This window comes from Treponema rectale (assembly GCF_014202035.1).
Taxonomy (GTDB): Bacteria; Spirochaetota; Spirochaetia; order Treponematales; family Treponemataceae; genus Treponema_D; species Treponema_D rectale.
This window is the reverse complement of record NZ_JACHFR010000002.1, coordinates 381,338-403,503: the sequence shown is the minus strand read 5'-3', so window position 1 is coordinate 403,503 and position 22,166 is coordinate 381,338. Positions and strand designations below refer to the sequence as shown.

The window sequence follows — 22,166 nt, the reverse complement described above, 5'->3', positions numbered from 1 at the left end:
ATTCAGTGTTACAATCTTCCATTATGACTAAAGGCTTAAAAGAAAAACTCATACTCCTTGCAGAAAAATATGAGACCCCGGAATTTTTAAAAGCAGATCCTTCACAATTCATGCACAATTATTCAAACGAAACAGATATAGAAACCGCAGCCTTTATTTCCGCCAATCTTGCCTTTGGAAGAAGAGACCAGATTTTAAAACACATACAGCTTATTCTCGATGAAGCAAAAGCCTCTCCTTCACAATGGATTTTAAACTCTGAATATAAAAATTTTTTTCCAAAAAACAATAAATCTTTTTACAGAATGTATTCAAATAATTCCATGCTGATTTTTTTTGATACAATAAAAAACATTCTTACGCAGGAAAAAACCTTAGGCAATTTTTTTAAAAAACTTAATTCAGAAAAAAATGATACACAGACTCAATCCCTGCACCTCTGTCAAAAAATCGCAGGACTTTTTTCCAGCGACTGTAATCTCATTCCTCATACAAATGAATCTGCCTGCAAAAAAATCAATCTTTTCTTACGCTGGATGGTCCGCAATAATTCATCTGTCGATATGGGCTTATGGAGCTGGTATAAAAAAACAAACCTGCTTTTACCTTTGGATACCCACGTTATGGCTCAGGCTACAGAACTAAAACTTCTGCCGGCAACTTCATCAGGAAAAGTTCAAAGTGCTTCATTTAAAAAAGCAATCGCCCTCACGCAGATCATGAAAGAAGTATTTCCTGATGATCCTGTTAAGGGCGATTTTGCATTATTTGGACTGGGAGTTAATTCTAAATAATCTCCGCAAAAGGAGTATCATGAAGAATCAGATAACGGGTGGCGTATCCCTTAAAATAATCGTCTTCCGTCATTAAGTATGTCTTTACATTCCTCATGGAAGTATCTGCTGCTTCCATATTTCCATTTTTATCCATCACGCGGGTATTGTATTCACGTACACCGTTTTTAAAGTTTCCTCTTGGATAAACATTCAAAGACATATCATCATCCCACAGAAGTTCATCACTAAAAAGATCACTGACAACACAATTGATAAATGCAATGCTGTCCCAGTTCTTTAATGATGTTGCAGAACCCTTTCCTAATGTGCGGGCAAGATAAACTTTTGAATGCTTTCTCTTTTCGCAAACAAATGTAGAATTATAAAAAATAAAACCTTTCTTATTTGCAAAAGCAGAACTCTTAACAACGTAACCCGGATAATCACCGCGATTATCTTCGATAACATGAATCCTGCAGTCTTCAAAAAGTGCTGTATCAATGTCTCCGTAAATAAAATCTACATCTCCGCTGATATAGCAGTTCAAGAACCAGCTGAATCCTTTAAGGCAAAGTGTATTCTGTTTACCTTCAAAACGCATGTCCTCAGCAAACAGAGTTCCGGTTGTATTATTAAACGTAAAAGCCTCTGCACTGTCACTGACAGGAGCATCTCCATCAATAGTTTTTGTATGAGTGTTAACGACAGAAAAATGTTTAAGGGAAACATTTGTTACATTAGGCCCAAGAACAAAAACACTGCGGTTCTCTACACCGCGATTAAACTGTTCACTGTTATCTGCCTGAACAATACATGCTTCCGGAGGTACACCGGGAGCAGCTTCCATAACCAGAGGATTAGAAAGATTGTATCTGATTACTTCATGATATGTACCGCTGTCAAGCACAATATGCACCGGCACAGTATTATCTATTGCTCCAGAGGTAATCATTTCTTTAATTTTCTTAAATGCCGCGGTTATAGCCCCCGGCGATTTTGCATTAACATTTAGTTCTAACATCACTCTAATTTTAAAAGATATTTTCCCAATAATCAAATTTTTTCTTAAAATAATTTAATTTCAAGAAGAAATCTCATTTGTGTCTTCTTTAAATATGTGTTTCTGCATGAATCTGCCTACAAGACCGATTGCAGGGCCCAGGAAGAATACCATAATAACAGCCCCTATCATCGGAAGATAAAGTTCACTCTGATTTATTGAATACGGACTTACCAGAAAACCTATTACACAGGCAGAAGCATCATAACACATACGTAAAACCGTAAAAGGAATCTTCAAGCCCTTATTAACTATTTTTGGAATTGAATCATACGGCGAAAGTCCCATCCGGGCATTCATATAAACAGCCGCACTGATAATAAAAAGAAAAATAGAAAAACCGAATACACAGACATGCAGCCACAGCGGAGGATTTGCAGCAAAACCTATAACATCATGAATTCCAGAAACCTTCCATATCCATCTGAAAAAGTCCGCTATATATCCAATGAAAATCATGTTTTCAAGAGTTCCAAAACCAATAAGTTCCGGAGCAAATAAAACTGTAAGTATTATAAGGCTTGCGTTTAAGATAAGTTCCCATGTTCCAAAAGTAATACCCAGTCTCTGACTGATACTTTCATTCATAAAAGTAAAAGGATCACTTCCCCAGCCGGCTTCCAGCAAAAGAGAAACAAAAAATCCCATAAAAAAAATCGAAACAGAAAGAATTGCTATTTTTTTAGCAAAATTCGGCACAATAAATTGTTTAACTGTAAATCTCATAGTAGATATGATTATATACACCGTCTATAAAGTGTCAAAGCGCCCGAAGTTTATAATGCAAGTTTTTCTTTAAGCTCACCTATTTTTTTCAGAATGGCACTTTTATCTTTTCCATTATAATGTTCACAAAGCTGCTGCAGTTCCACAAGAGGAGTCATGGCAGACATGCTGATTGCTACAGTAGATGTGTTGTGCAAAAGTGCAGCAGTTGCTGAAGAAAGAAATCCTTTCTGATACCTGACACGAACACGTCCAGGTAACTTTTGCACATGCTTTCTTAAAACCTGCAGTACGGGCAACAGCAACAGCAATGCAACCTTATTGAGAAAAAATCTAAATAACCAGCTCACACTTGCATAACAAAATATTATGTTACTAATAAAAATAATAAAGGTTATTTTTTTAAAGACAGCAATAAACTATTTAACTGGAGGTTTTACACGATGTACAAAAAGTTTATATCAGGAATAATGCTGGCATCCTTTATCGCGGGAAGCACCTTTACTTCATGCAGTAAAAAATCAGAACCGCTTCCTAAAAAAACATATTCAGATTCCATCAGCATGAATAACTGGAAGTACAACGAAAAAGATGACGTCTACTATCAGACAGGAATTATTTATGTTTCAAAACCAGAAGACCTTACCTATCATACTTTAGGAATTTTTATTCCAGGCAAATATGTAGAAGGTACAAAAAATTCCGACGGCACGTATGCAATCAAGGCAATTCAGAAAGATGCACCATACGTCATGCCGATAGAAACACCTGGTTATGCAGCCCTTCCGGCACCGGAAGATTATGTTGATGCAGTAAAAGATTATACTGACGCCGGACTGATTTTCCTTTATTCAGGGGCAAGAGGAAAAACTCATGGAGCACCCCTTGGAGTAACAGATTTCAAAGCTGCAATTCGTTATATCCGTCATAACAGTGAAATACTGCCAGGTAACACAGATCTTGTATTTACTTTCGGAATGTCTGGAGGAGGCGCACAGTCTGCCATCTTGGGAGCAAGCGGCGATTCTGAACTTTATGAACCATATCTTCAGGAAATCGGTGCAGTTATGACAGAAAGCGATGCCGTAACAGGAAGCATGGACTGGTGTCCGATTACAAACCTTAACGTTGCAAACGAAGCTTACGAATGGGAAATGGGTAGAACCAGAACAGACCTGAGTGAATTTGAACAGTACCTTTCTGAAGAACTTGCCCTGGCATTCGGTTCTTATATCGATTCTCTAAATCTGAAGGATGAAAATGGAAACAAACTTACGTTAGTTAATTATACTGATTACCTTACAAAGACTATCGAAGATTCCTTAAATACCTTCCTCAGTACAACAGCCTTCCCGTATAACCCGCAGAAAACCCAGAACAACATGCACCTTAAAATGCTGACTGCCGGCATGGGACAAATGGGTCAGGGAATGAATAATATGCAGCCTCCAAGCGATAAACCTGATGAAAACAAGGATAACAACCGTATGCCTCCTCCACCAGATAATAAGGACGGTAAAAAACCCGAAAACAGACCTGAACCGCCAGAAGGACAACCGAACGGTCATCAGCCTTCTTTTGAAGAAATGGATGGAATCCAGCGCAATAAAAACAATTCAACCGGGCTGAACCTTAACAGAACGTTTAATTCTCCGGAAGAATATATTGCAGCCCTTAATGAAAAAACAACCTGGGTTATTTATGACAAAAGTACAAATACAGCAAAAATAACCAGCATAAAGGATTTCTACAAATACATGAAACCTGCTACAAAAAACATAGGGGCGTTCGATGATTTAAATGCAGCTCAGGGAGAAAACCTTCTTTTCGGCTATGGAGACGGTAAAGGAGCTCATTTTGACAAATACATGACCGCACTTCTTAAAGACACTATCTATTATGCATCTTTTGCAGAAGATCTGAATAAAAAAGACAGCGCCGGTAATACAGTTGATTACAGAATGAATGCCTACAACCCTATGTATTATCTTTCTTCATATTATGACGGATATAAAAGCAGTACCCCTGCAAAATTCTGGAGAATCCGTTCAGGCATCTGTCAGGGAGATACAGCCATCAGCACGGAACTCATGCTTAAACTTGCCCTCCAAAACTATGGCAATGAAATCACTGATGTTGATTTTGCAACAGTCTGGGGACTGCCACATGTAGAAGCAGAAACAACAGGCTCGCCAACTCAAAACTTTATTGCCTGGGTTAAAGAATGTGTAGAACAGCTTTAACTTTAGGCAACCTCTAAAAATTACAATTTGAGGTTGCCGCCGAGTTTAAAAGGGGCTGTCCAATAAGTATGAGTCATTGCCGTGCTCGACACCCTGTCATTGCCGCACTCGACACCCTGTCATTGCCGCACTTGATGCGGCAATCTCTTGTATTGAGGGGGTAGTACAAACCCTCAAAACGGCGAAGTCAAGGCTTTAAGCGTTAGCGTGCCTTGACTCGACGTATTGTAATTAAATAGATTTTCGGGTCGAGCCCGAAAATGACACTTTTTGAACTTATTGGTCATCCCCTTTTAAACGTCGCATTTTCAGAGTTGCCTCAAAAAACTGAAGTTTTTAGAGGCTTCCTTTATAAACTTACACTATATAAAACAAAAAAGGCTCCCCTCCAATTGTCTAAGGAAGGAAGCCTTTTTTATGGGCGGTGAGGGGATCGAACCCCCGACAGCCTGGGTGTAAACCAGGTACTCGTACCAGCTGAGTTAACCGCCCGATGATGTAAGAGAATATATCAATTATAAAAATTTATGTCAATGGGATAAACAAATCTGAGGACATTTATACACCGGATGATTGAATACGGCAAAATCTGCTCCATAAACCTTTTTCAAAACATCAGGATCAAAAACTTCTTCCACTAAGCCAAAATTAAAATAATTTTCTTTTCCAAGAAAAATCAGCTTCTCTGCATAACGTGCCGCAGTATTCAGGTCATGAATGCTGACAATTACTCCTGCATCTATTTTTTTTCCATAAGCTTTTATGAACGTCAAAAGTTCATCCTGATAAGTAAAATCAAGATTTGCTACAGGTTCATCAAGAAGAATAAATTCCGGCTGCTGAACTAAAGTGCGGGCAATACGAACCTTCTGCCATTCACCGCCACTTAACTCAAAAATAGATTTACCGGATATAGCCTGCAACTGTACCCCTTCCAGAACTTCATCTGTCACCATAAAATCCTGTTTTGAATATATTCCGCTGAAGCCTGTATAAGGATAACGTCCCATAACAACTACATCCCTTACAGTAAAATCCCATAAAGAGGTTTCTGTCTGACTCATATACACAACTTTTTTTGCAGCCAGCTTACGATTCATTGAATAAACATCCATTCCGTCTATAAAAACTGTACCCTTATTCTGTACCTGTAAACCATCAGGAATTATGCCAGATAAAAGGCTCAGCAAAGTAGACTTTCCGCTTCCGTTCGGCCCGCTTAAACAGATAAACTCTCCGCTTTTTACACAAATATTTATGTCTTTCAAAACAAATTTATCTTTATCTGAATACTTCCACCTGGCATTAAGCAATCTGGCTTCAAGAGTATGCATTCTTCCGCCTCCTGAGCAGCAAAGAAATAAAAAATGGAACTCCAATTAATGCAGTAACAGTTCCTACGGGAATTTCTGCCGGCGCTATTATAACACGGCACAAAGTATCAGAAACTAAAAGCAATATCCCGCCTGTAATCATGGAATACCCCATTACAGTACGACTCTTTTCTCCAAAAACCCTGCGTACTATGTGAGGGGCAACCAGACCGACAAAACCAATAGTTCCTCCGGCACAGACAGCAGCAGAAGTTGACAATGAACCTGCGATTAAAACAAAAAAACGAAGTCTGCTTACTTCAACACCTAAAGAAAGGGCACTTCCCTCTCCTCCAGTAAGCAGATCCAGTTGACGGGTACAGATTAACAGCAAAACTGCACCCACAAAAGCCGGTAAAAGAATGATTTTTACTTCATTCCAGCCACGACCGCTAAAACTACCAAGCATCCACACATACATTGAATGAAGATGCTGTGAATCTGCAGCAAGTATTATTGAAATAAAAGCCGAATATAAGCTGGCAAGAGCTGTACCGCATAGCAGTAAAGTAACTGTAACAGACGCTCCTTTACGCTTAAAAGCAAGAACAGTTACCAGAAAACCGGCACTAAGGGCTCCGCATAAAGCACCAATATTCAAAAAAATACCGGCTGTGGAAGAAAATATAGCGCAGGCAATTACAGCACCCAGCGTTGAACCTCCAGATAATCCCATAATTCCTGGATCTGCCAGAGGATTTCTAAAAAAGCCCTGAAAAGCGGCCCCGCTACCAGCCAAAAGCCCGCCGGCAATACAAACAAGAATCGTTCTGGGTAATCTGAGTTCGTAAAAAATTATTTTAGAAAAACTGTCCCCGTCTGAGAACAGTTCAAAAAAAGAGAGCCGCTGAGCTCCAAATACAAGTGAACAGAGAACAGCGGCTATAAATAAAATAAAAAGAACTATACTTTTTACAGATTTCATTTTTTAAGAAGTGCAGCAAAAGGATTATATGAATATCCGTCATCATCATCGCTATGACTCTTCAAATAATCATTTGCATTATCCTGTTCCTCGTTTGAAACAACAGGACTAAGAGAAATACGTTTTTCTTCTGTATCAACTGAATCAACAACAACTGCCAGTTTATCGCCGGCCTTATAAACCTTCTTAAGATTTGTATTACGTTCTACATTCAGTTTAGAAATATGAACAAGTCCGTCTACAGCCGGTGCAAGATTTATAAATACACCAAAATCAGCAACCCTGCTTATTACTCCTTCAATTTCCGTTCCAGCAGGGAATTTTTCTTCAATGCCGTCCCAAGGATCTTTTTCAAGTTCCTTCATACTGAGACTTACCCTCTCATGTGCCCAGTCTGCCTTAATTACTTTTGCTTCAACTTCCTGACCAACCTTAAGAACAGAAGAAACATCTTCTACACGAACATGTGAAATTTCACTTACAGGAAGAAGAGCCTGGAACCCGTTAAGATCAATAAATGCACCATAGCTTTCTATAGATTTTACTTTGCCTTTTACAACAGCACCAACCTGAATTGACTGAGACAGTTTATTAAGTTCTGCAGCAGCCTGTTCCTCAAGAATCACGCGGTTAGAAACAATAATGTTTTTTCCTTCGTTTTTATATTCTGTAATCTTGAAAGTCTGGCGGGTTCCTACATATTCAGCCGGCTCTTTTCTCTGGCGATAACCCATCTGTGAATAAGGACAGAATGCGCGGGTAGTTCCGATCATTACTTCAAATCCGCCCTTTATTTCCTGAGAAACAGCGCCTTCAACAGGAACTCCGTTTTTATACGCATTTTCAAGAACAGATTTATCTGCTTTCTGACCGCTGAGCTTTGTCGTAAAATGAAGTTCTTCATTTGAGGAACCTGCAAAATATACTTTAATCGAATCCCCTTCTTTTACACTTACATTTCCGTTTTCATCAGCAAGTTCTGCCTTATCAACAAAACCTTCACTTTTAAGGCCGAGATCAATAAAAATAGTATCATTAGTAATTGCAACAATTTTTGTTTCAATCATCTGACCAGGTTCATATAATCTTTTCATTTTCAACTCCAATTTTTTTCTGTTATTTTAATAGGAATATTAAAGGTTGTCGAGATTACCTTATTATTCAAAAAAATATTTCCAGAAATCTGTATCTTCCTGACCGATTCTCCAGAAGCCTATTTTCTTTACCTCTAATTTTTTAAATGAATCCATTCTTGCCCTTAGAGAAACATCATCATCATACCAGCCGGTTACCGTTATAGTTGTTTTAAATTTGAAATGGGGAATTCCATTTGCATCACGATCTACTTTATCAACTTTATTTTCCCGCTGAATTCTTTTTATCCCGCTAAAAAGCCAGGCCTTTGCGTAATTTTCATTAACCCAGGTACGACCATAGAAAGGCATACCCATTATTATTTTTTCTGCAGGAAGAATGGATTTTGCATATTCAGCAATTTTATTCGCCCAGGGAATTTCTGCAATTGCACCCGGTACTGAAGTTGACCAGTGCTGATCATAAGCCATTATAAAAATTCTATCAGCATAAGGCTCTATACTTGCATAATCATAAACATCTTCCGTAAGCTTTTTATTTCTTGCAGGAACGCAAACAGAAAACATTTTTTTCTTTCCAAGAGACTTTTTCAAATCCTTAAGGAACTTTAGAAAATTCTGTGCATCTCTCTGAGGAATGTTTTCAAAATCTATTTGAACTCCATCAAAATTTACAGATGCCTTGACTATGCTTTTTATCAGCTTTTTAGAAACACCATAATCCGGATCAACAACAAAATGAGAAAGAGAACGTCCCTCACAGGTTATTACGAGATGCCGCCTGCCCTTATAATCAGGAAGAATATCTGCCGAAGGAAAATAAGAAATTTCTCCATAACAGTTTACGTCACCACTAAAAAAACATAAGTCCGTTACAGGCATTTTCTCAGGATTAAAGGAATCAGAATTACCGGGAAGATAATAAGCCCATATTTCTTCAAAGTGCCTGTTTTCTACAGCTGATTCCTGTGAAACCAGCGGCAAAAAAACACTAACGAACGTTAATAAGCTGACTAATCTTCTAATTTTATTCATAAATTCCCTCCCGATTTACCTGCCGGCTGTTTTTTTACGGCATATGAATGATTTCACGGGGTTTACTACCGTTTGCAGGTCCTACAATTCCACGTTCTTCCATTTCTTCAATAAGTCGTGCAGCCCTGTTATAACCGATCGATAGTCTGCGCTGAATATAGCTGGCACTTGCTTTTCCTGCCTGAATTACAACATCCAGTGCTTTTTCATACAGAGGGTCTTCACCTTCACCAAACAGAGACATCTGTCCGTCAGAACCATCATCTTCATCATCCACAAAGATTTCTTCATCGATATATTCAGGTTCACCCCAGATATTCTTAACTTCATTTACTACGTTTTCGACTTCCTGATCAGAAACAAAGGCCCCCTGAATTCTTACAGGGAAAGGATCTGTTGAACTTGCATAAAGCATGTCTCCCTTTCCTAAAAGCTTATCTGCACCCATCTGATCAATAATAATACGTGAATCCATTTTACTTGAAACCATAAATGCAATACGGCTTGGAATATTAGCTTTAATCAAACCGGTAATTACATCAACAGAAGGTCTCTGAGTTGCAAGTACAAGATGAATCCCAATAGCTCTGGCTTTTGCTGCAAGACGTGCAACTGACTGCTCCAGCTGCTTTCCGGTAGTAGCCATAAGATCAGCAAACTCATCTATAACGACAACAATATAAGGAAGTTTCTCAGTAGCAATATGCTGTTCCTGAATTTTCTGATTGTAACTTGCAATATCACGGCAGCCCATTCCCTTAAGAACTGCATAACGACGTTCCATTTCACACAGACAATACTGAAGAGCCTGCATAGCCATTTTAGGTTCAGTAATTACCGGAGTAAGAAGATGACCAATACCATTATAAAGACTAAGCTCAACAATCTTAGGGTCAATAAGAATCATCTTTACTTCATTTGGTGAACGCTTATAAAGAATGCTGAGAATCATCGAGTTTACGCACACAGATTTTCCCGCACCGGTCGAACCTGCTATAAGAAGATGCGGTGTCTTAACCAGATCCATCAGCTGAGTTTCGCCTTCAATATCTTTTCCAAGAACAACAGGAACAGCCATCTTTTTCCATTCTGGACGATTCTGCTCAATACATTCACGGAATGAAACTATTGCACGGTTTTTATTTGGAACTTCAATACCAACAGCACGTTTTCCTGGAATCGGTGCAACAATGCGGACAGATTTTGCAGCAAGACGAAGGGCAATATTATCCTGCAGCGCCTGAATCTTACTGAGACGAACTCCTGGTGCCGGAAGTATTTCAAACATTGTAACAACAGGACCTTTCCTGATTTCTGTCACATTTGCTTCAATGTTAAACTCTTTAAGAGTTGCCATAAGGGAACCTGCGGCATGTCTTGTTTCGTCATCAATTTCCCAGTAGGCATTCTGCTCATATTCAGTAAGTAAATCTGTTGAAATTTTATAAGGCTTTCTGCGGATTTTAGGAGTTACTTTTATCGGCTGCGTATTTCCATTTTCATCTGTAACAACTGCAGTCTTTCCCTTTACCTCAACTTTTTCAACCTGAGCCTTTGCATCTTCATCCATTTTAGAAAAAACAGAATCAAGAGAAGACATGATTGAAGAAGTTCCTGCAGGAATTATTTCAGAAGTTTTTTTTTGAGCCTCATCAGAAGAAGTTTCAGATTCTGACTCTGCTTCTGAATCAGTTTCTGTTTTCGTTTCACCTTCAACAGCATTTTCTATCTCTGAATCAAATTCCGGTGCAAACTCCTCTTCTTCATCTGAAAAAGGATTTTCAAATTCAACATCAGGTTCAGCAACATCTTCTGCAATAACAGCATCTTCCTCATCTGCAATTGCATCAAATTTTTCCATAAGCCGATTAACATTAGTATCTTTGCGCTCAGGAACTGAAGACTCATCAAATTCTTCAAACGGAATTTCGCTTGTATATTCTTCAGAAGTTTCTTCTTCAAAAGGATTTTCTTCCTTATCATTTTCAAACTGAAGATTCTCACGCTCAAACTGTGCAATTATATCATCTTCAGCATCATCCGAAGAATTTTCAAATTCAACAGGAGAATCCTTTTCCAGATTCTGCAAGTCTACAACTTTAATATCCTCAGGCGGTGCAAGATTTATAATGGAGGAACGGGCTTCCGGAGTTTTTATTTCAACTTCCTCATCATCTGATTCAGAATCAGAAAGATATATCTGACGAGGCAAATCATCCCGATCAGCAGGAGAAGTTCTGCTTACATCTGCAATGCCTTCAGCAAGAAGAACTCCTTTTTCTTCAGATTCATCTGTATTCCCTTCACTTTCAGTTTCTTTAACAGACTCATCTTCAGATTCAGATTCAGTTTCATCAGCTTTTATTTCATTTTTTTCTTCAGCTTTTACATCGCCATTTTCGTCAATAGACCAGATGCTTTCATATTTACGGGGTGCTGTTTCTTCCTGTTCCATTTCAAGAGCTGCCTTTTCTATTTCACGGCGCTTGCGGCCAAGAATTCCAACAGAATCATCCTCTTCCGTTTTATCTTCATAAAGCTCATCATTGTTTTCTTCAGAATCTTTTTTATCAGAAGTTTCGTCTACAAAAGAAAGTCCATTATTCTCTTCATCATCTTTTTTTGTAAACGGAAGTTTAATATCAACAAGCCTGTCATGAAACTTTCCTGCAAGAACCACTGCAAGAAGATATTCAGTTGCAACCAGAAGAAGGGCAACAACTATGGTCGTAACAATCTTTACGAAAGAAATAGGCCCAAAATCGTTTTCAGAAATTCTGCGGCAGGTACGCTCTGCAAACACAAGTGTAAAAAAAGGAATCAGGCTTACAAGAAGAATACATGCTTTCTGCACAGACCAGTTTTCCATAAAACAAAAACAACCGGCCGTAAACAAAAAGGCTGGTATCAAGAGTGAACATACTCCATATGCTGATACAATAAAATTTCCAAAACTATATAAAAATCCTTCATCAGTTCCAAGTTCAAGCACTGCTGAAACTATGGAAACAGAAAATATTGCTGCAATTACAAATAAAACTATTCCTGTGATATAAGCGGTAAGTTTATCCTGTTTCATTAGTTATAATACCTCGCTTTTATTATCGGATTCTGATTTTTAAATTTAAGGGTTTTCTTTATAAGAATATGACCGTACCCTTCCAAAAACTTGCAGTATTTAACAAACCCCTATATAATAGAAGGGTGTCGGAACTTTATATCGTAGGTACCCCTATTGGTAATTTGGGTGATATCACATTCAGAGCAATAGAAACATTAAAATCTGTAGACGTAGTTGCCGCAGAAGATACACGGCATACCCTGCAGCTGTTAACGCATTTTGAAATACGCAAGCCTTTAATAAGCTGCCGTTCTCAAAATGAATCCTTTGCCTCTGAAAAAATAATTGCACTTCTTGATGAAGGAAAAACCGTTGCCTATGCAAGTGACGCAGGTACCCCTGGAATAAGTGATCCGGGTGCAGTTCTGGCAGGTCTTGCACGTAAAGCAGGACATAAGGTTATACCGATTCCGGGAGCAAGCGCATTTGCAACACTGGCAAGCGTTGCCGGAGCAGGCGGAAAAACCCTGATTTTCGAAGGGTTTCTTTCTCCAAAACCAGGCAGAAGACGCTCCAGACTGAGAGAACTTCTTGCCACAGGAGATGCAGTAATTTTATACGAAAGTCCGTTCAGAATAGTTAAGCTTTTGACGGATATTGCCGATATTGAAAGTGAGCGCCGTGTCGTTGTCGGAAGGGAACTGACGAAACTTCACGAAGAAATAACAGAAGGTACGGCAAAAGAGGTTCTTGAGGACTATTCTTCAAGAAATAAGGTGCTCGGAGAGTTTGCAGTCTTTATTTCCGGTAATAAAAATGCTAAACTTTCTGCGGATGATTCCGATAATAATAGTGAGGTAGAACTATGATGATAGACAAAGTTGCAGGAGTAAATCCATTAAACAATTTGCAGGAAACAAAGCGTACTAATAGCGCAAAATCAGTAAGATCTTCTTCTGATGAAATCAGTGTTTCTAAAGAAGCAAAAGCAATGAGTGAAGCCTATTATCTGAATAAAGTTGCGGAAGAAACACCTGATGTTCGTACAGATCTTGTAGAACAGATTAAACAGAAGATTCGTGATCCGAATTATCTAAGCAGTGAAACCATCGCAGCTACTGCAGATCGTATTCTCAGTGCTTATGGTTTCTAATTCCGTAGCGAAGACGAATTAATAGCATAAGAAAAGGCGGAATAAATATATTCCGTCTTTTTTTTTAGTGGGGATGTCTAAAAAGTATGAGTCATTGCCGTGCTCGACACGGCAATCTCTTGTATTGAGGGGGTAGTACAACCCCTCAAAACGGCGAAGTCAAGGCTTTAAGCGTTAGCGTGCCTTGACTCGACGTATTGTAATTAAATAGATTTTCGGGTCGAGCCCGAAAATGACACTTTTTGAACTTATTGGTCATCCCCTTTTTTTTAGTTTCAGGAGAATTAAAGTGGCAGACTTCAACTTCAGAATTTCACCAAATATTGTACTGGGATCCTATACTTCTACTCGTTTAGGACAATATGCACAGGAATACGGAAAAAAATTCATGGTTATATTTGATCCTGTTCTAAAAGAATCCGGAACTTCCCAGAAAATCCTTAAATCAATTCAGGACAGAGGATTAGACTACTTTACATTTGACGAGATACCTGTTACTGCAGATACAGAAATTATAGAAACTGCCCTTTCTCTGGCCCGTCAGGCTCATGTTCACGGAATCATTGCTGCAGGCGGAGGAAAAACACTTAATGTAGCAAAAGCCGTCTGTACACTTTTTAACGAAACAAAATCCCTCTATGAATTTGCAGACGGAGAAATTCCTACAACAGAACCGCTTCCATTAATCTGTGTTCCGACAACAATAAGAGACGACTTTCTCTTTATGGATAAAACACCTCTTATCGATGCCCGTTCTTCTAAAATCAAACTTCTTAAGAATAAAAATACCCTCTGCAAACTTGCTGTATGGGATCCAAACCTGACGGCATCCCTTACTGAAAAACAAATTGCAGCCATGTCTCTGGAAACTCTTTGTCTTGCTACAGAAGCATACCTTAGTCCTAAAGCAACATTTTTCAGTGACATGCTTATAGAAAAATCCGTACAGCTGATTTCTTATGCAATGGATGGAGCTCAAACTTTAACTGTAACAACTCCCCAGGAACTTCTTCTTTCTCAGGGAGGATGCATGACAGCCCTTGCAGCTGCAACAAGTTCAATGGGACCGGCTTCACTTCTTGCATTAACAATTAACTCAAGGTTCAAGATTTCCCGCTCTTTAACATCAACAATTCTTTTCCCTTATCTGATAGAAGACGGGGCAAAATTTAAAAGCGATAAACTGGCTACTCTGGCTAAAATTCTTCGGGCTGCTCCTGAAGATGCAGAAGATTCACAGGCTGCAGCACTTTTTGCTGACTACATACGCCGCCACATAGCAAAAATGAATATTCCGGCACGCTTAAAGGAACTTTCTCTGGGAATAGAACAGCTTTCACTGGCCGCTGAAGATGCAGGCGAAACAGATCTCATAAACGCACTTCCAAGAAGCATGTCCAGCGATGACTTATTTGAACTTATAAAGCAGGCTTACTAAATGATTCATCCGGCAAAACTCAACCAGTTAAAAGCAGGTCAGAAAAGACGCAAGCTTGCCCTTACCTTTGGTGAACTTGAACGTGACATTGCAGGAATTGCAGAAAAAGGTACGGCATATAATTTTTCACAGATGCCGCGCAGTGAATATGTAAAAACAATAACCAGAATCGTTCTTGAAGATCCGAAACTGACTCAGGAAAATGCCCGTCAGCTGAATGAACTTCTGAACCAGACTCCTTTTGATGAACGCAGAACCTGCAATATTGCAAGAAACATCCTGCTGTCAATAATAGGAACTTTTCCTGCCGAATGGGACCTTGTAATTGCTCCTCACACTCAGGAAAAAGTAAGTGTTGAACAGAGGAATTTTTTCAAGGGAATGTGCGTTTACGCAGAAGATATCCGTTCTCCATTTAACGTTGGCTCCATTTTCAGAACTGCAGAAGCCATGGGCTGTGAAAAAGTCTACATTTCACCAAACTGTACGGATCCTGAACAGCCGAAAGCTATTCGTTCAGGAATGGGATGTATAGAAACTCTGGGTTATACGCGGTGTTCTTTAGACGAACTTCCAGAAGACAAACCTATATTTGTTTTAGAAACCGGGGGCACACCTTTAAACGAATTTAAATTTCCAAAGGAAGGAATTGTCATCATTGGTTCCGAGGAACTTGGAGTAAGTCCTGAAGCCTTAAAAAAAGCAAATGCAGGCATTGTTTCAATTCCCATGACAGGACTCAAAGCTTCATTAAATGTAGGTGTTGCTTTTGGAATTTTAATGCAGGCCTGGGTTAATTCCCTTAATTAATCTTTATAGAAAGCCTTCTTTAATCTGTCAGAAATTCCCTCAAACTGTTCTTTCTTTGTAATATTAAACAATGAAAGTACGTTTGGATTTATCTGCTCATATTCAACAAGTTCATCACCATATTTTACAAACATATCTGCAAGATAAATAAGCGATGTAATCTTACGATAGTCCTCAGGAGCTGAATCAGGATCATGGTGATAGCGGATTACACTTACAATCACCGGCGGGAAATTCCACTTTTCTGCAATCATAGCTCCGACATCACCATGATTAACACCAGCAACCATACTTTCAAATAGCGACGTCGAAACATTTCTCTGATCACACATTACTTTTATTTTCTCAAGAATATCAGGATGTGCTGCTTCAAAAACAATTTTTCCCATATCGTGAAGAAGACCGCACACATAACTGTCTTCTATACAAATGCGGTCTCCTCCTGCAAAATTGCGCGCAAGATTATATGCGTAATATGCAACTTTATAAGAATGATCCCACATCTGCTTATTATCAGATTTGGACATAAGATTCTGAATGGAACCGATACTGAACAGAAGATTGCGAATTCCCCTGAGACCGACAATCTTTACAGCATCACTGATTGAATGACATGGAGAAGACAACGAAAAAGCAGCAGAGTTTACAAGTTTTAGAAGTTCTGCCGTTAAAGAAACATCACTGGAAATCTGAAGAGCAATATCACTCATCTTACTCTTCGGATCACTGATGAGTTTATTAATCTTGGCAATATTCTCCGGAAATTCCGGAAGCCCCTTTACGATTTCTACAAACTCTTTTGAAAGTGCTGATACATCCTGATTAAATTTCTGGCCGAACGGAAGAATAAGTCTTGTTAAAGTTTCTCCATTCTCACTCAGAACCTGAAAATTCTCTTCCGTCATTCCAATTTTACGCAGAATAAGAATCATTATTACAAGACCAAGACCTGCACCTTCCGAATCATCCAGAAGCTGTGTCATTCCTTCTTCAACAGATTCATACTGCTGGGCACGGGTAATCTTGTCATGAATGCGCTTGTATTCAAAAACAGCAAGTTCTGATTTATTGCGAATCTCTATTTTTATTTTTTTATTACGAGTCTGAAGACTAACTTTTACGTAAAGACCAGCTTTTCTCTGAAGATCCATATAATAACGGATATTATTCAAAGTATCAGTTTTAAAATTCTTCATTCCTTCGTCATACTGAGCCTTATCCGTAATATCAAGATGTTTCTGTGAAAAATAAATGCGTTTTGTATTTGCTTTTTTTGCATTGTTTACAAGTTCTTTCAAACAATAGGAAAGACCTTCAAACATCTGCTCCTGATTCACTTCTTTTAAAAAGATTTTTAATACATCCTCAATATATACAAGCATTTCCTGCGGCAACGTATAAGTCGTCACAGTAAGAGGAATTCCCGCCTGGATGGCAGTTTTTATTTTATTTTCATCAACCTTTATTCTTTTTTGAATCATAACGTATAAGCGCTATTTTATCACACTTAAAAGTTAAAGTGAAGGGATGTTTTTCCTGCAGAGTTTTCAATAAAAAATTACAGTCCTGTCGGCACATCAATAAACACCGTATCTATTCCAAGTTCCTTTATAACCTTCTGACGGACCAGATTTACTCCAACAGTTTCTGTCTGGTAATGACCGCCTGCAATAAGATTTATTCCGCTTTCCTTTACAAAATGATACTGCTCGTGTCCAACTTCACCAGTTATATAGGCATCCAGGTTTTCTGCAACTGCCTGGTCCACATCCTCACCTGCTCCGCCCGAAACTATTCCAACTGTCTTAATTTTCTCTTTTCCAAAAGGAAGGACACATACAGGTTTTTCTCCAGGATTAAGAACTTTCTCTGCAAGCTGTTCTACAGTCAGAGGCTTTTCCAGTTCCCCTTTACATCCGATTTCCATACCGCGCCATGCACCGAAAGACTCTAATTTTTTTAAACCGATTCTTGCTGCAAGACCATAATTATTTCCATAAGGATTATTTGCATCCAGAGGAAGATGACTGGCATACAAAGCCAGATTATTTTTTATAAATGCACTTACCCGCTTATAAAAGTTGCCGCTTATAACTTCACAGCCGCCCCAGAACAAACCGTGATGCACAAACAAAAGCTGTGCCCCTTCTTCTGCAGCCTTCAGGGCAGTTGTTTCACAGGCATCTACAGCAAAAGCAATTTTAGTTATCTGAGTTTCATCTGGTTTTTCATTTTGAATTTGTATTCCGTTACGTGACGGATCAGAAACAAAGTTTTCCGGATGTAAAAAAGACTTAAAATAAATATCCAGTTCATTAAGCGTCATACAAATCTCCTGAAAATAAATTTATGCTCATATTATAACATCAGATAAACCGACATACATCTAAAAACCAAGCTGCCTATGAAAATATTTTTGCTGAATAAACCAGCGAAAAACTTCCTTCTGTTAGTTTACATAAGTTAAGCCCGCAGTTAGGAATCTTTGTTTTTGCAAAATCATTTACTGACCAGCCCAGCATCTGTTTAAGAAGTCCGCGAACAACTCCCCCATGACATACAATCAGAAGATTATAGTTTTCAGACTCCTGCGGAGAAAGAGCTGCTTCTAACTTACGAACGTTCGTTAAAAAATCATCTATTCTTCCAAAAAACTCTTCATAAGACTCAGATCCCAGCTCTGCCTTGTAATTTTCCGGAGCAAAAAACCAGTTTCTTAAACTTATAAAACGGTCGTTAGTCTTGATTTCTTCAAATGTATGACCTTCTCCATCACCAAAACAAAACTCTATAATGCGGCTGTCTTCGACCAAAGGAGCTTTTGAATACACATTCATAAGTTCGGCAGTCTTTTTTGCCCTGATAAGGGGACTTGTATAAATCTTATTAAAGACAATGCCACTTTCATGAACAGCCTTAGAAGTTTTCGTTGCAAGATCAATACCATTTTGATTTAATGGAATATCCGTTCTTCCCTGGAGTCTTTTTATCGTATTCCAGTCCGTTTCTCCATGACGCATAAAATAAACATTCATGCCGCAATTTTAGCAGAAAAACAGGCCTTGCTAAAGTCCGGACACAGTACTACACAGGCTACCGTTCGTTAATTAGACAGATTTAAGTTTTAAGTATAAAATAGTCCCCCTGAGGTACCTTCCATGGATGACGATGAATACTATGAAAAAATGAGACGCCACAATCTTAACCGGGATATGAGCTGGCTTCCTAAAAAAAATAAAAAACCGGAGTATTCAAAATGGCGGGTTCATGAAGGCCGCGAAGACGCAGAAATGCTTGTCGAAAAAAATACACCAGATGAAGAGGATGAAAAATGATAACCCTAATTTGCGGAAGTATGTATTCCGGAAAATCTACAACCTTATTAATGAAAATACAGCGGGCAATCTACGGCAGAAAAAAGGCTGTTCTTATAAGGGCTAAAATTGATGACAGAGGTTACTTTACCCATTCTCTCGGCAATGAAGAATTACGTCAGTTTGTAGAAAACAAAAAACTCACGGTTCTTGAAATTTCTGAATTTACAGAAGAAAAAGTAAATGAACTGTGCAACTTCTTTGATTCAATTTTCATTGATGAATTCTTTATGATAAAAAACTGTGCCCTTCTTGCAAAAAAAAGCCTTCCGTCAAATGACGTTTATTTCGGCGGACTCATTGCTACTTCAGAAAATGAAGTATTTTCAGAAATGATAGAAATTCTTCCATACTGTGATGAAATCGTAAAACTAAACGGCGTATGTATGGAATGCGGTTCCCAGCTGGGCAACTATTCCCTTTATAAAGGCGGCAATAAAACCCAGACAATAGAAGTTGGAGACATCAACAAATATAAATGTGTCTGCAAGGAATGCTATCTTAAAATCAACGGCAGGCTTTAGCCTGATTCCATAAAGCACACATTTCATTCAGTGAAAGTTCATTTCCGTTTTTTTGTGCTACATCAATTCCTTCTTCAACAGAACGGAATCTTTTACTGAATTTACGGTTTGCTCTATCAAGTGCTATTGACGGATCAACTCCAAGCATTCTTGAATAATTGGCAAGTGCTAAAAAAGTATCACCAATTTCTTCTTCCAGAGCCAGCTGATTTTCGTTCAGTTTTTCATTTGAAGAACTTTTTGTAAAAGGAATTTCTTTATCAGAAACCTTTACTTCTTTTACATTAGCAGCAGCTTCCTGAACTTCCGCAATTTCTTCCATTACTTTTTTCAATGCTTCTTCCGGATTGCTCCATGTAAAACCTTTTTTTGCTGCTTTTGAAACATATTTATAGGCTTTAAGCAGCGGCGGAAAATCCTGTGGAACAGAATCCAGAATACTTTTTCCTTTTCTTCCTTCAACATTTTCTTTAATTCTATCCCACTGATTTAAAACTGAAGCACAGTCCTTAACGTTTTCTTTTAATTCTGAAGCCCCTTCACTTTCTTTAAAAACATGGGGATGCCGGCGTATAAGTTTTTCACTTATCATATCAATTACATCAGCAAAACTAAAATCTCCTCTCTTTTCAAAAACAGATGCCATCAATGCAACATTAAAAAGAACATCCCCCAGCTCTTCTTTAACATGCGGCACATCTTTCTGTGTGACAGCATCACTGACTTCAAATGATTCTTCTATAAGATCCCGCCTTAAAGAAAGAGGTGTCTGATCTTTATCCCAGGGACAGCCTTTGTCAGAGATTAATGTTTCCGTAATCTCACACAGACGCTTAAATGCAGATGCCGTAGTTTCAGATGAATGTTTCATTTATTTCCTTCTTATTTTTTTAATGTTACACCGTTGTTTTTTATGGCAACCGGATACTGTTCCACATAAACAATCTTTCCATTAAGAACACCAAGCTTTACAATTTCGCTGTCTGTACCGCCACGCATTCCTTCCATTCCGTTAAACAAAAAGTTTCCCATTGAATACACAATCAGACTGTTTTTATACCATTCCGTCGGCTGAAGCACATGGGGATGACTGCCAAAAATAACATCAGCGCCATTATCACATAAGGATTCATAAAATTCCCGCTGCTTTTTAGTCGGTGTAAATCTATATTCCTCACCGCCATGAACATTAACAATTACAAAATATCCGGCTTCTTTTTCTGCATTTACAAGCTTTAAAAGTTCATCACTCTGCCACAAAATCCCTGCCCGAGTTTCTGTTGCAGTAGCCGTTTTCTGTCCGTTAAAACCAGACTGCTCTACAGGAAAAGCTCCGCATGAAATTACAGATACAGGTAAACCTTTTATTGTTGTATGATAAAACTGCTGTGCCTCTTCAAGATTGTATCCGATTCCGCTTGAAGGAATTTTATATTCATCAAAGGCAGCCAGCGTATCTTTAAAACCGCTTTCTCCATAATCGTAGCAGTGATTGTTTGTCTGCATTAGATAATCAAAACCGGCTTCCATTAACTTTGGCAGGACCGCTTTCTTAAACTTAAAGGTATATGTTTTAATTGCATTCTTCCAGGATTCAGTAACAACGCCTTCAAGATTACCAATAGCAAAATCTGCATTCCGTAAAATTTCCAGAGTATCATCAAAAACTTTTTCTATTCCGTCTTCTTTATCAATTAAAACTTCCTGAATGCCACGGGCAACCATAATATCACCAACACTGGCAATAGTTACTATATCAGGATTTGCTTTTGCCTCTTCAGACACAAACATTTTCTTGCAAAACTCATCAAGTTCTGCTTCAAATTCTTTTTCATAAACAGAACACAAAACTCCGGTTATAACTGTAAGTCTGTACCCTTCACTGTCTGCATATACATTATCAACAGGCAATGCCCTGCTGTCTGGAGGAAGGTTTTCTGCCGTTGTAATAGAAACTGATAACTCTGGAGCAATAAGTGAATTTAATGAAGACTGTGGTGTTTTAAAATCAGCTGGAACTGAGGGTAAAAATACTTCCCTTTTTAATTCATAAAACTTCTGGTCCTTATCATAAGTCTGCTGAACAAGCCCTGTTTTCAAATGAAGGCGCATATCTGCAGCAAGCTTTATTTTTTTTCCGAAAAAACTTTCCTTTAACGTATTCTGCTCAGAGGCTTTTACATAAACAAGCTTTGAATTTTTTGAAACCGCCGGGGAATTCTGAATATAGCTGTCAAAAACCTCATCACTCACGACAACCACATTCATTTCCGGCCGGAAAGTATGCAGTGCAAATATAATAGTACAAATTGCAAAAAACAATGCAACGCCAGACAGAATAACTACAGGTTTCTTAAATTGAATGTTTTTTAGATTCATCAGTTGCTCCAATGAACCAATTATAATTTGCAAAGCCGTTCTAGGGCAACACGACAAATATTCTTCAAAAAGGAACACCGAAAAATACAACAAAAGATTGGCATACTTCTAGCATAAAGAATCATTTTCTGTTATAGTTTTATTCCAATATGAAGACTGTGCAGATAGAAAACATCACGTTTCTCAACATTGGAA

21 protein-coding genes and 1 tRNA gene are annotated in these 22,166 nt (G+C 38.4%); 8 read left to right on the top strand and 14 right to left on the bottom strand.

Annotated features, from left to right (window positions below; genetic code table 11):
* The first annotated feature begins 23 nt into the window (after positions 1-23).
* The gene (locus HNP77_RS06380; protein WP_184652344.1) at positions 24-794 is read left to right on the top strand and encodes a TIGR02757 family protein; all 771 of its coding nucleotides are present in this window, start codon (positions 24-26) and stop codon (positions 792-794) included.
* Here HNP77_RS06380 and HNP77_RS06375 read toward each other — a convergent pair.
* From HNP77_RS06375 to HNP77_RS06365, 3 genes are read right to left on the bottom strand one after another with little or no spacing between them, the layout of a single operon-like run.
* Positions 787-1,797 (bottom strand): pectinesterase family protein, encoded by a 1,011-nt coding sequence (locus HNP77_RS06375; protein WP_184652343.1) that lies wholly within the window; start codon positions 1,795-1,797, stop codon positions 787-789. The genes HNP77_RS06380 and HNP77_RS06375 overlap by 8 nt on opposite strands.
* Positions 1,798-1,857: 60 nt before the next feature.
* Positions 1,858-2,562, bottom strand: coding sequence for a YczE/YyaS/YitT family protein (locus tag HNP77_RS06370; protein WP_184652342.1), 705 nt, complete (start codon positions 2,560-2,562; stop codon positions 1,858-1,860).
* A gap of 50 nt (positions 2,563-2,612) precedes the next feature.
* The gene (locus HNP77_RS06365) at positions 2,613-2,831 is read right to left on the bottom strand and encodes a hypothetical protein (RefSeq protein WP_184652341.1); all 219 of its coding nucleotides are present in this window, start codon (positions 2,829-2,831) and stop codon (positions 2,613-2,615) included.
* Positions 2,832-3,005: 174 nt separating this feature from the next.
* Between HNP77_RS06365 and HNP77_RS06360 the strand changes: the two genes are divergently transcribed.
* Positions 3,006-4,805 carry a subtype A tannase gene (locus HNP77_RS06360; protein WP_184652340.1) on the top strand — a complete coding sequence of 600 codons (1,800 nt, stop codon included), beginning with the start codon at positions 3,006-3,008 and terminating at the stop codon, positions 4,803-4,805.
* A gap of 418 nt (positions 4,806-5,223) precedes the next feature.
* Here the strand turns inward: HNP77_RS06360 and HNP77_RS06355 are convergent.
* From HNP77_RS06355 to HNP77_RS06330, 6 genes are all read right to left on the bottom strand, one after another.
* A tRNA-Val gene (locus HNP77_RS06355) sits at positions 5,224-5,297 on the bottom strand.
* Between the two features lie 38 nt (positions 5,298-5,335).
* Positions 5,336-6,139, bottom strand: a complete 804-nt coding sequence (locus HNP77_RS06350) for an ABC transporter ATP-binding protein (protein WP_184652339.1) — start codon at positions 6,137-6,139, stop codon at positions 5,336-5,338.
* Positions 6,126-7,103, bottom strand: a complete 978-nt coding sequence (locus tag HNP77_RS06345; protein ID WP_184652338.1) for a FecCD family ABC transporter permease — start codon at positions 7,101-7,103, stop codon at positions 6,126-6,128. Before HNP77_RS06345 ends, HNP77_RS06350 begins: the two co-directional genes overlap by 14 nt.
* Complete coding sequence (locus tag HNP77_RS06340) at positions 7,100-8,197, bottom strand: 30S ribosomal protein S1 (protein WP_184652337.1); 1,098 nt, start codon at positions 8,195-8,197, stop codon at positions 7,100-7,102. The genes HNP77_RS06345 and HNP77_RS06340 overlap by 4 nt, the downstream gene beginning before the upstream one ends.
* Before the next feature lie 63 nt (positions 8,198-8,260).
* Positions 8,261-9,232, bottom strand: coding sequence for a glycosyl hydrolase family 18 protein (locus HNP77_RS06335; protein ID WP_184652336.1), 972 nt, complete (start codon positions 9,230-9,232; stop codon positions 8,261-8,263).
* A 34-nt stretch (positions 9,233-9,266) separates the two neighbouring features.
* Positions 9,267-12,311, bottom strand: a complete 3,045-nt coding sequence (locus tag HNP77_RS06330; protein WP_184652335.1) for a DNA translocase FtsK — start codon at positions 12,309-12,311, stop codon at positions 9,267-9,269.
* Between the two features lie 125 nt (positions 12,312-12,436).
* Here HNP77_RS06330 and rsmI point away from each other — a divergent pair, with 125 nt between their 5' ends.
* From rsmI to HNP77_RS06310, 4 genes are all read left to right on the top strand, one after another.
* The gene (gene rsmI, locus HNP77_RS06325) at positions 12,437-13,162 is read left to right on the top strand and encodes a 16S rRNA (cytidine(1402)-2'-O)-methyltransferase (RefSeq protein WP_184652334.1); all 726 of its coding nucleotides are present in this window, start codon (positions 12,437-12,439) and stop codon (positions 13,160-13,162) included.
* Entirely contained in the window at positions 13,159-13,446 is a 288-nt protein-coding gene (locus tag HNP77_RS06320) for a flagellar biosynthesis anti-sigma factor FlgM (protein WP_184652333.1), read from the top strand. Before rsmI ends, HNP77_RS06320 begins: the two co-directional genes overlap by 4 nt.
* A gap of 289 nt (positions 13,447-13,735) precedes the next feature.
* Positions 13,736-14,884 (top strand): iron-containing alcohol dehydrogenase, encoded by a 1,149-nt coding sequence (locus tag HNP77_RS06315; protein WP_184652332.1) that lies wholly within the window; start codon positions 13,736-13,738, stop codon positions 14,882-14,884.
* Positions 14,885-15,694, top strand: a complete 810-nt coding sequence (locus HNP77_RS06310) for a TrmH family RNA methyltransferase (protein WP_184652331.1) — start codon at positions 14,885-14,887, stop codon at positions 15,692-15,694.
* Here HNP77_RS06310 and HNP77_RS06305 read toward each other — a convergent pair.
* The 3 genes from HNP77_RS06305 to HNP77_RS06295 all read right to left on the bottom strand — a co-directional run bounded on the left by HNP77_RS06305 (position 15,691) and on the right by HNP77_RS06295 (position 18,729).
* Positions 15,691-17,175, bottom strand: coding sequence for an HDOD domain-containing protein (locus tag HNP77_RS06305; RefSeq protein WP_184652330.1), 1,485 nt, complete (start codon positions 17,173-17,175; stop codon positions 15,691-15,693). The two genes, HNP77_RS06310 and HNP77_RS06305, sit on opposite strands and share 4 nt — an antisense overlap.
* Before the next feature lie 77 nt (positions 17,176-17,252).
* Positions 17,253-18,020: a Nif3-like dinuclear metal center hexameric protein gene (locus tag HNP77_RS06300; RefSeq protein WP_184652329.1), complete on the bottom strand. Its 768-nt coding sequence runs from the start codon at positions 18,018-18,020 to the stop codon at positions 17,253-17,255.
* Between the two features lie 76 nt (positions 18,021-18,096).
* Positions 18,097-18,729: a histidine phosphatase family protein gene (locus tag HNP77_RS06295; protein WP_184652328.1), complete on the bottom strand. Its 633-nt coding sequence runs from the start codon at positions 18,727-18,729 to the stop codon at positions 18,097-18,099.
* A 123-nt stretch (positions 18,730-18,852) separates the two neighbouring features.
* On the opposite strand from HNP77_RS06295, the gene HNP77_RS06290 reads away from it, so the two are divergent.
* Together HNP77_RS06290 and HNP77_RS06285 are read left to right on the top strand one after the other, a co-directional pair.
* Positions 18,853-19,029 (top strand): hypothetical protein, encoded by a 177-nt coding sequence (locus HNP77_RS06290; RefSeq protein WP_184652327.1) that lies wholly within the window; start codon positions 18,853-18,855, stop codon positions 19,027-19,029.
* Entirely contained in the window at positions 19,026-19,592 is a 567-nt protein-coding gene (locus HNP77_RS06285) for a thymidine kinase (RefSeq protein ID WP_184652326.1), read from the top strand. The genes HNP77_RS06290 and HNP77_RS06285 overlap by 4 nt, the downstream gene beginning before the upstream one ends.
* Here the strand turns inward: HNP77_RS06285 and mazG are convergent.
* Both mazG and HNP77_RS06275 read right to left on the bottom strand, forming a co-directional pair.
* Positions 19,576-20,463 (bottom strand): nucleoside triphosphate pyrophosphohydrolase, encoded by an 888-nt coding sequence (gene mazG, locus HNP77_RS06280; protein WP_184652325.1) that lies wholly within the window; start codon positions 20,461-20,463, stop codon positions 19,576-19,578. The two genes, HNP77_RS06285 and mazG, sit on opposite strands and share 17 nt — an antisense overlap.
* Before the next feature lie 11 nt (positions 20,464-20,474).
* Positions 20,475-21,971: a CapA family protein gene (locus HNP77_RS06275; RefSeq protein ID WP_184652324.1), complete on the bottom strand. Its 1,497-nt coding sequence runs from the start codon at positions 21,969-21,971 to the stop codon at positions 20,475-20,477.
* Positions 21,972-22,166 lie beyond the last annotated feature (195 nt).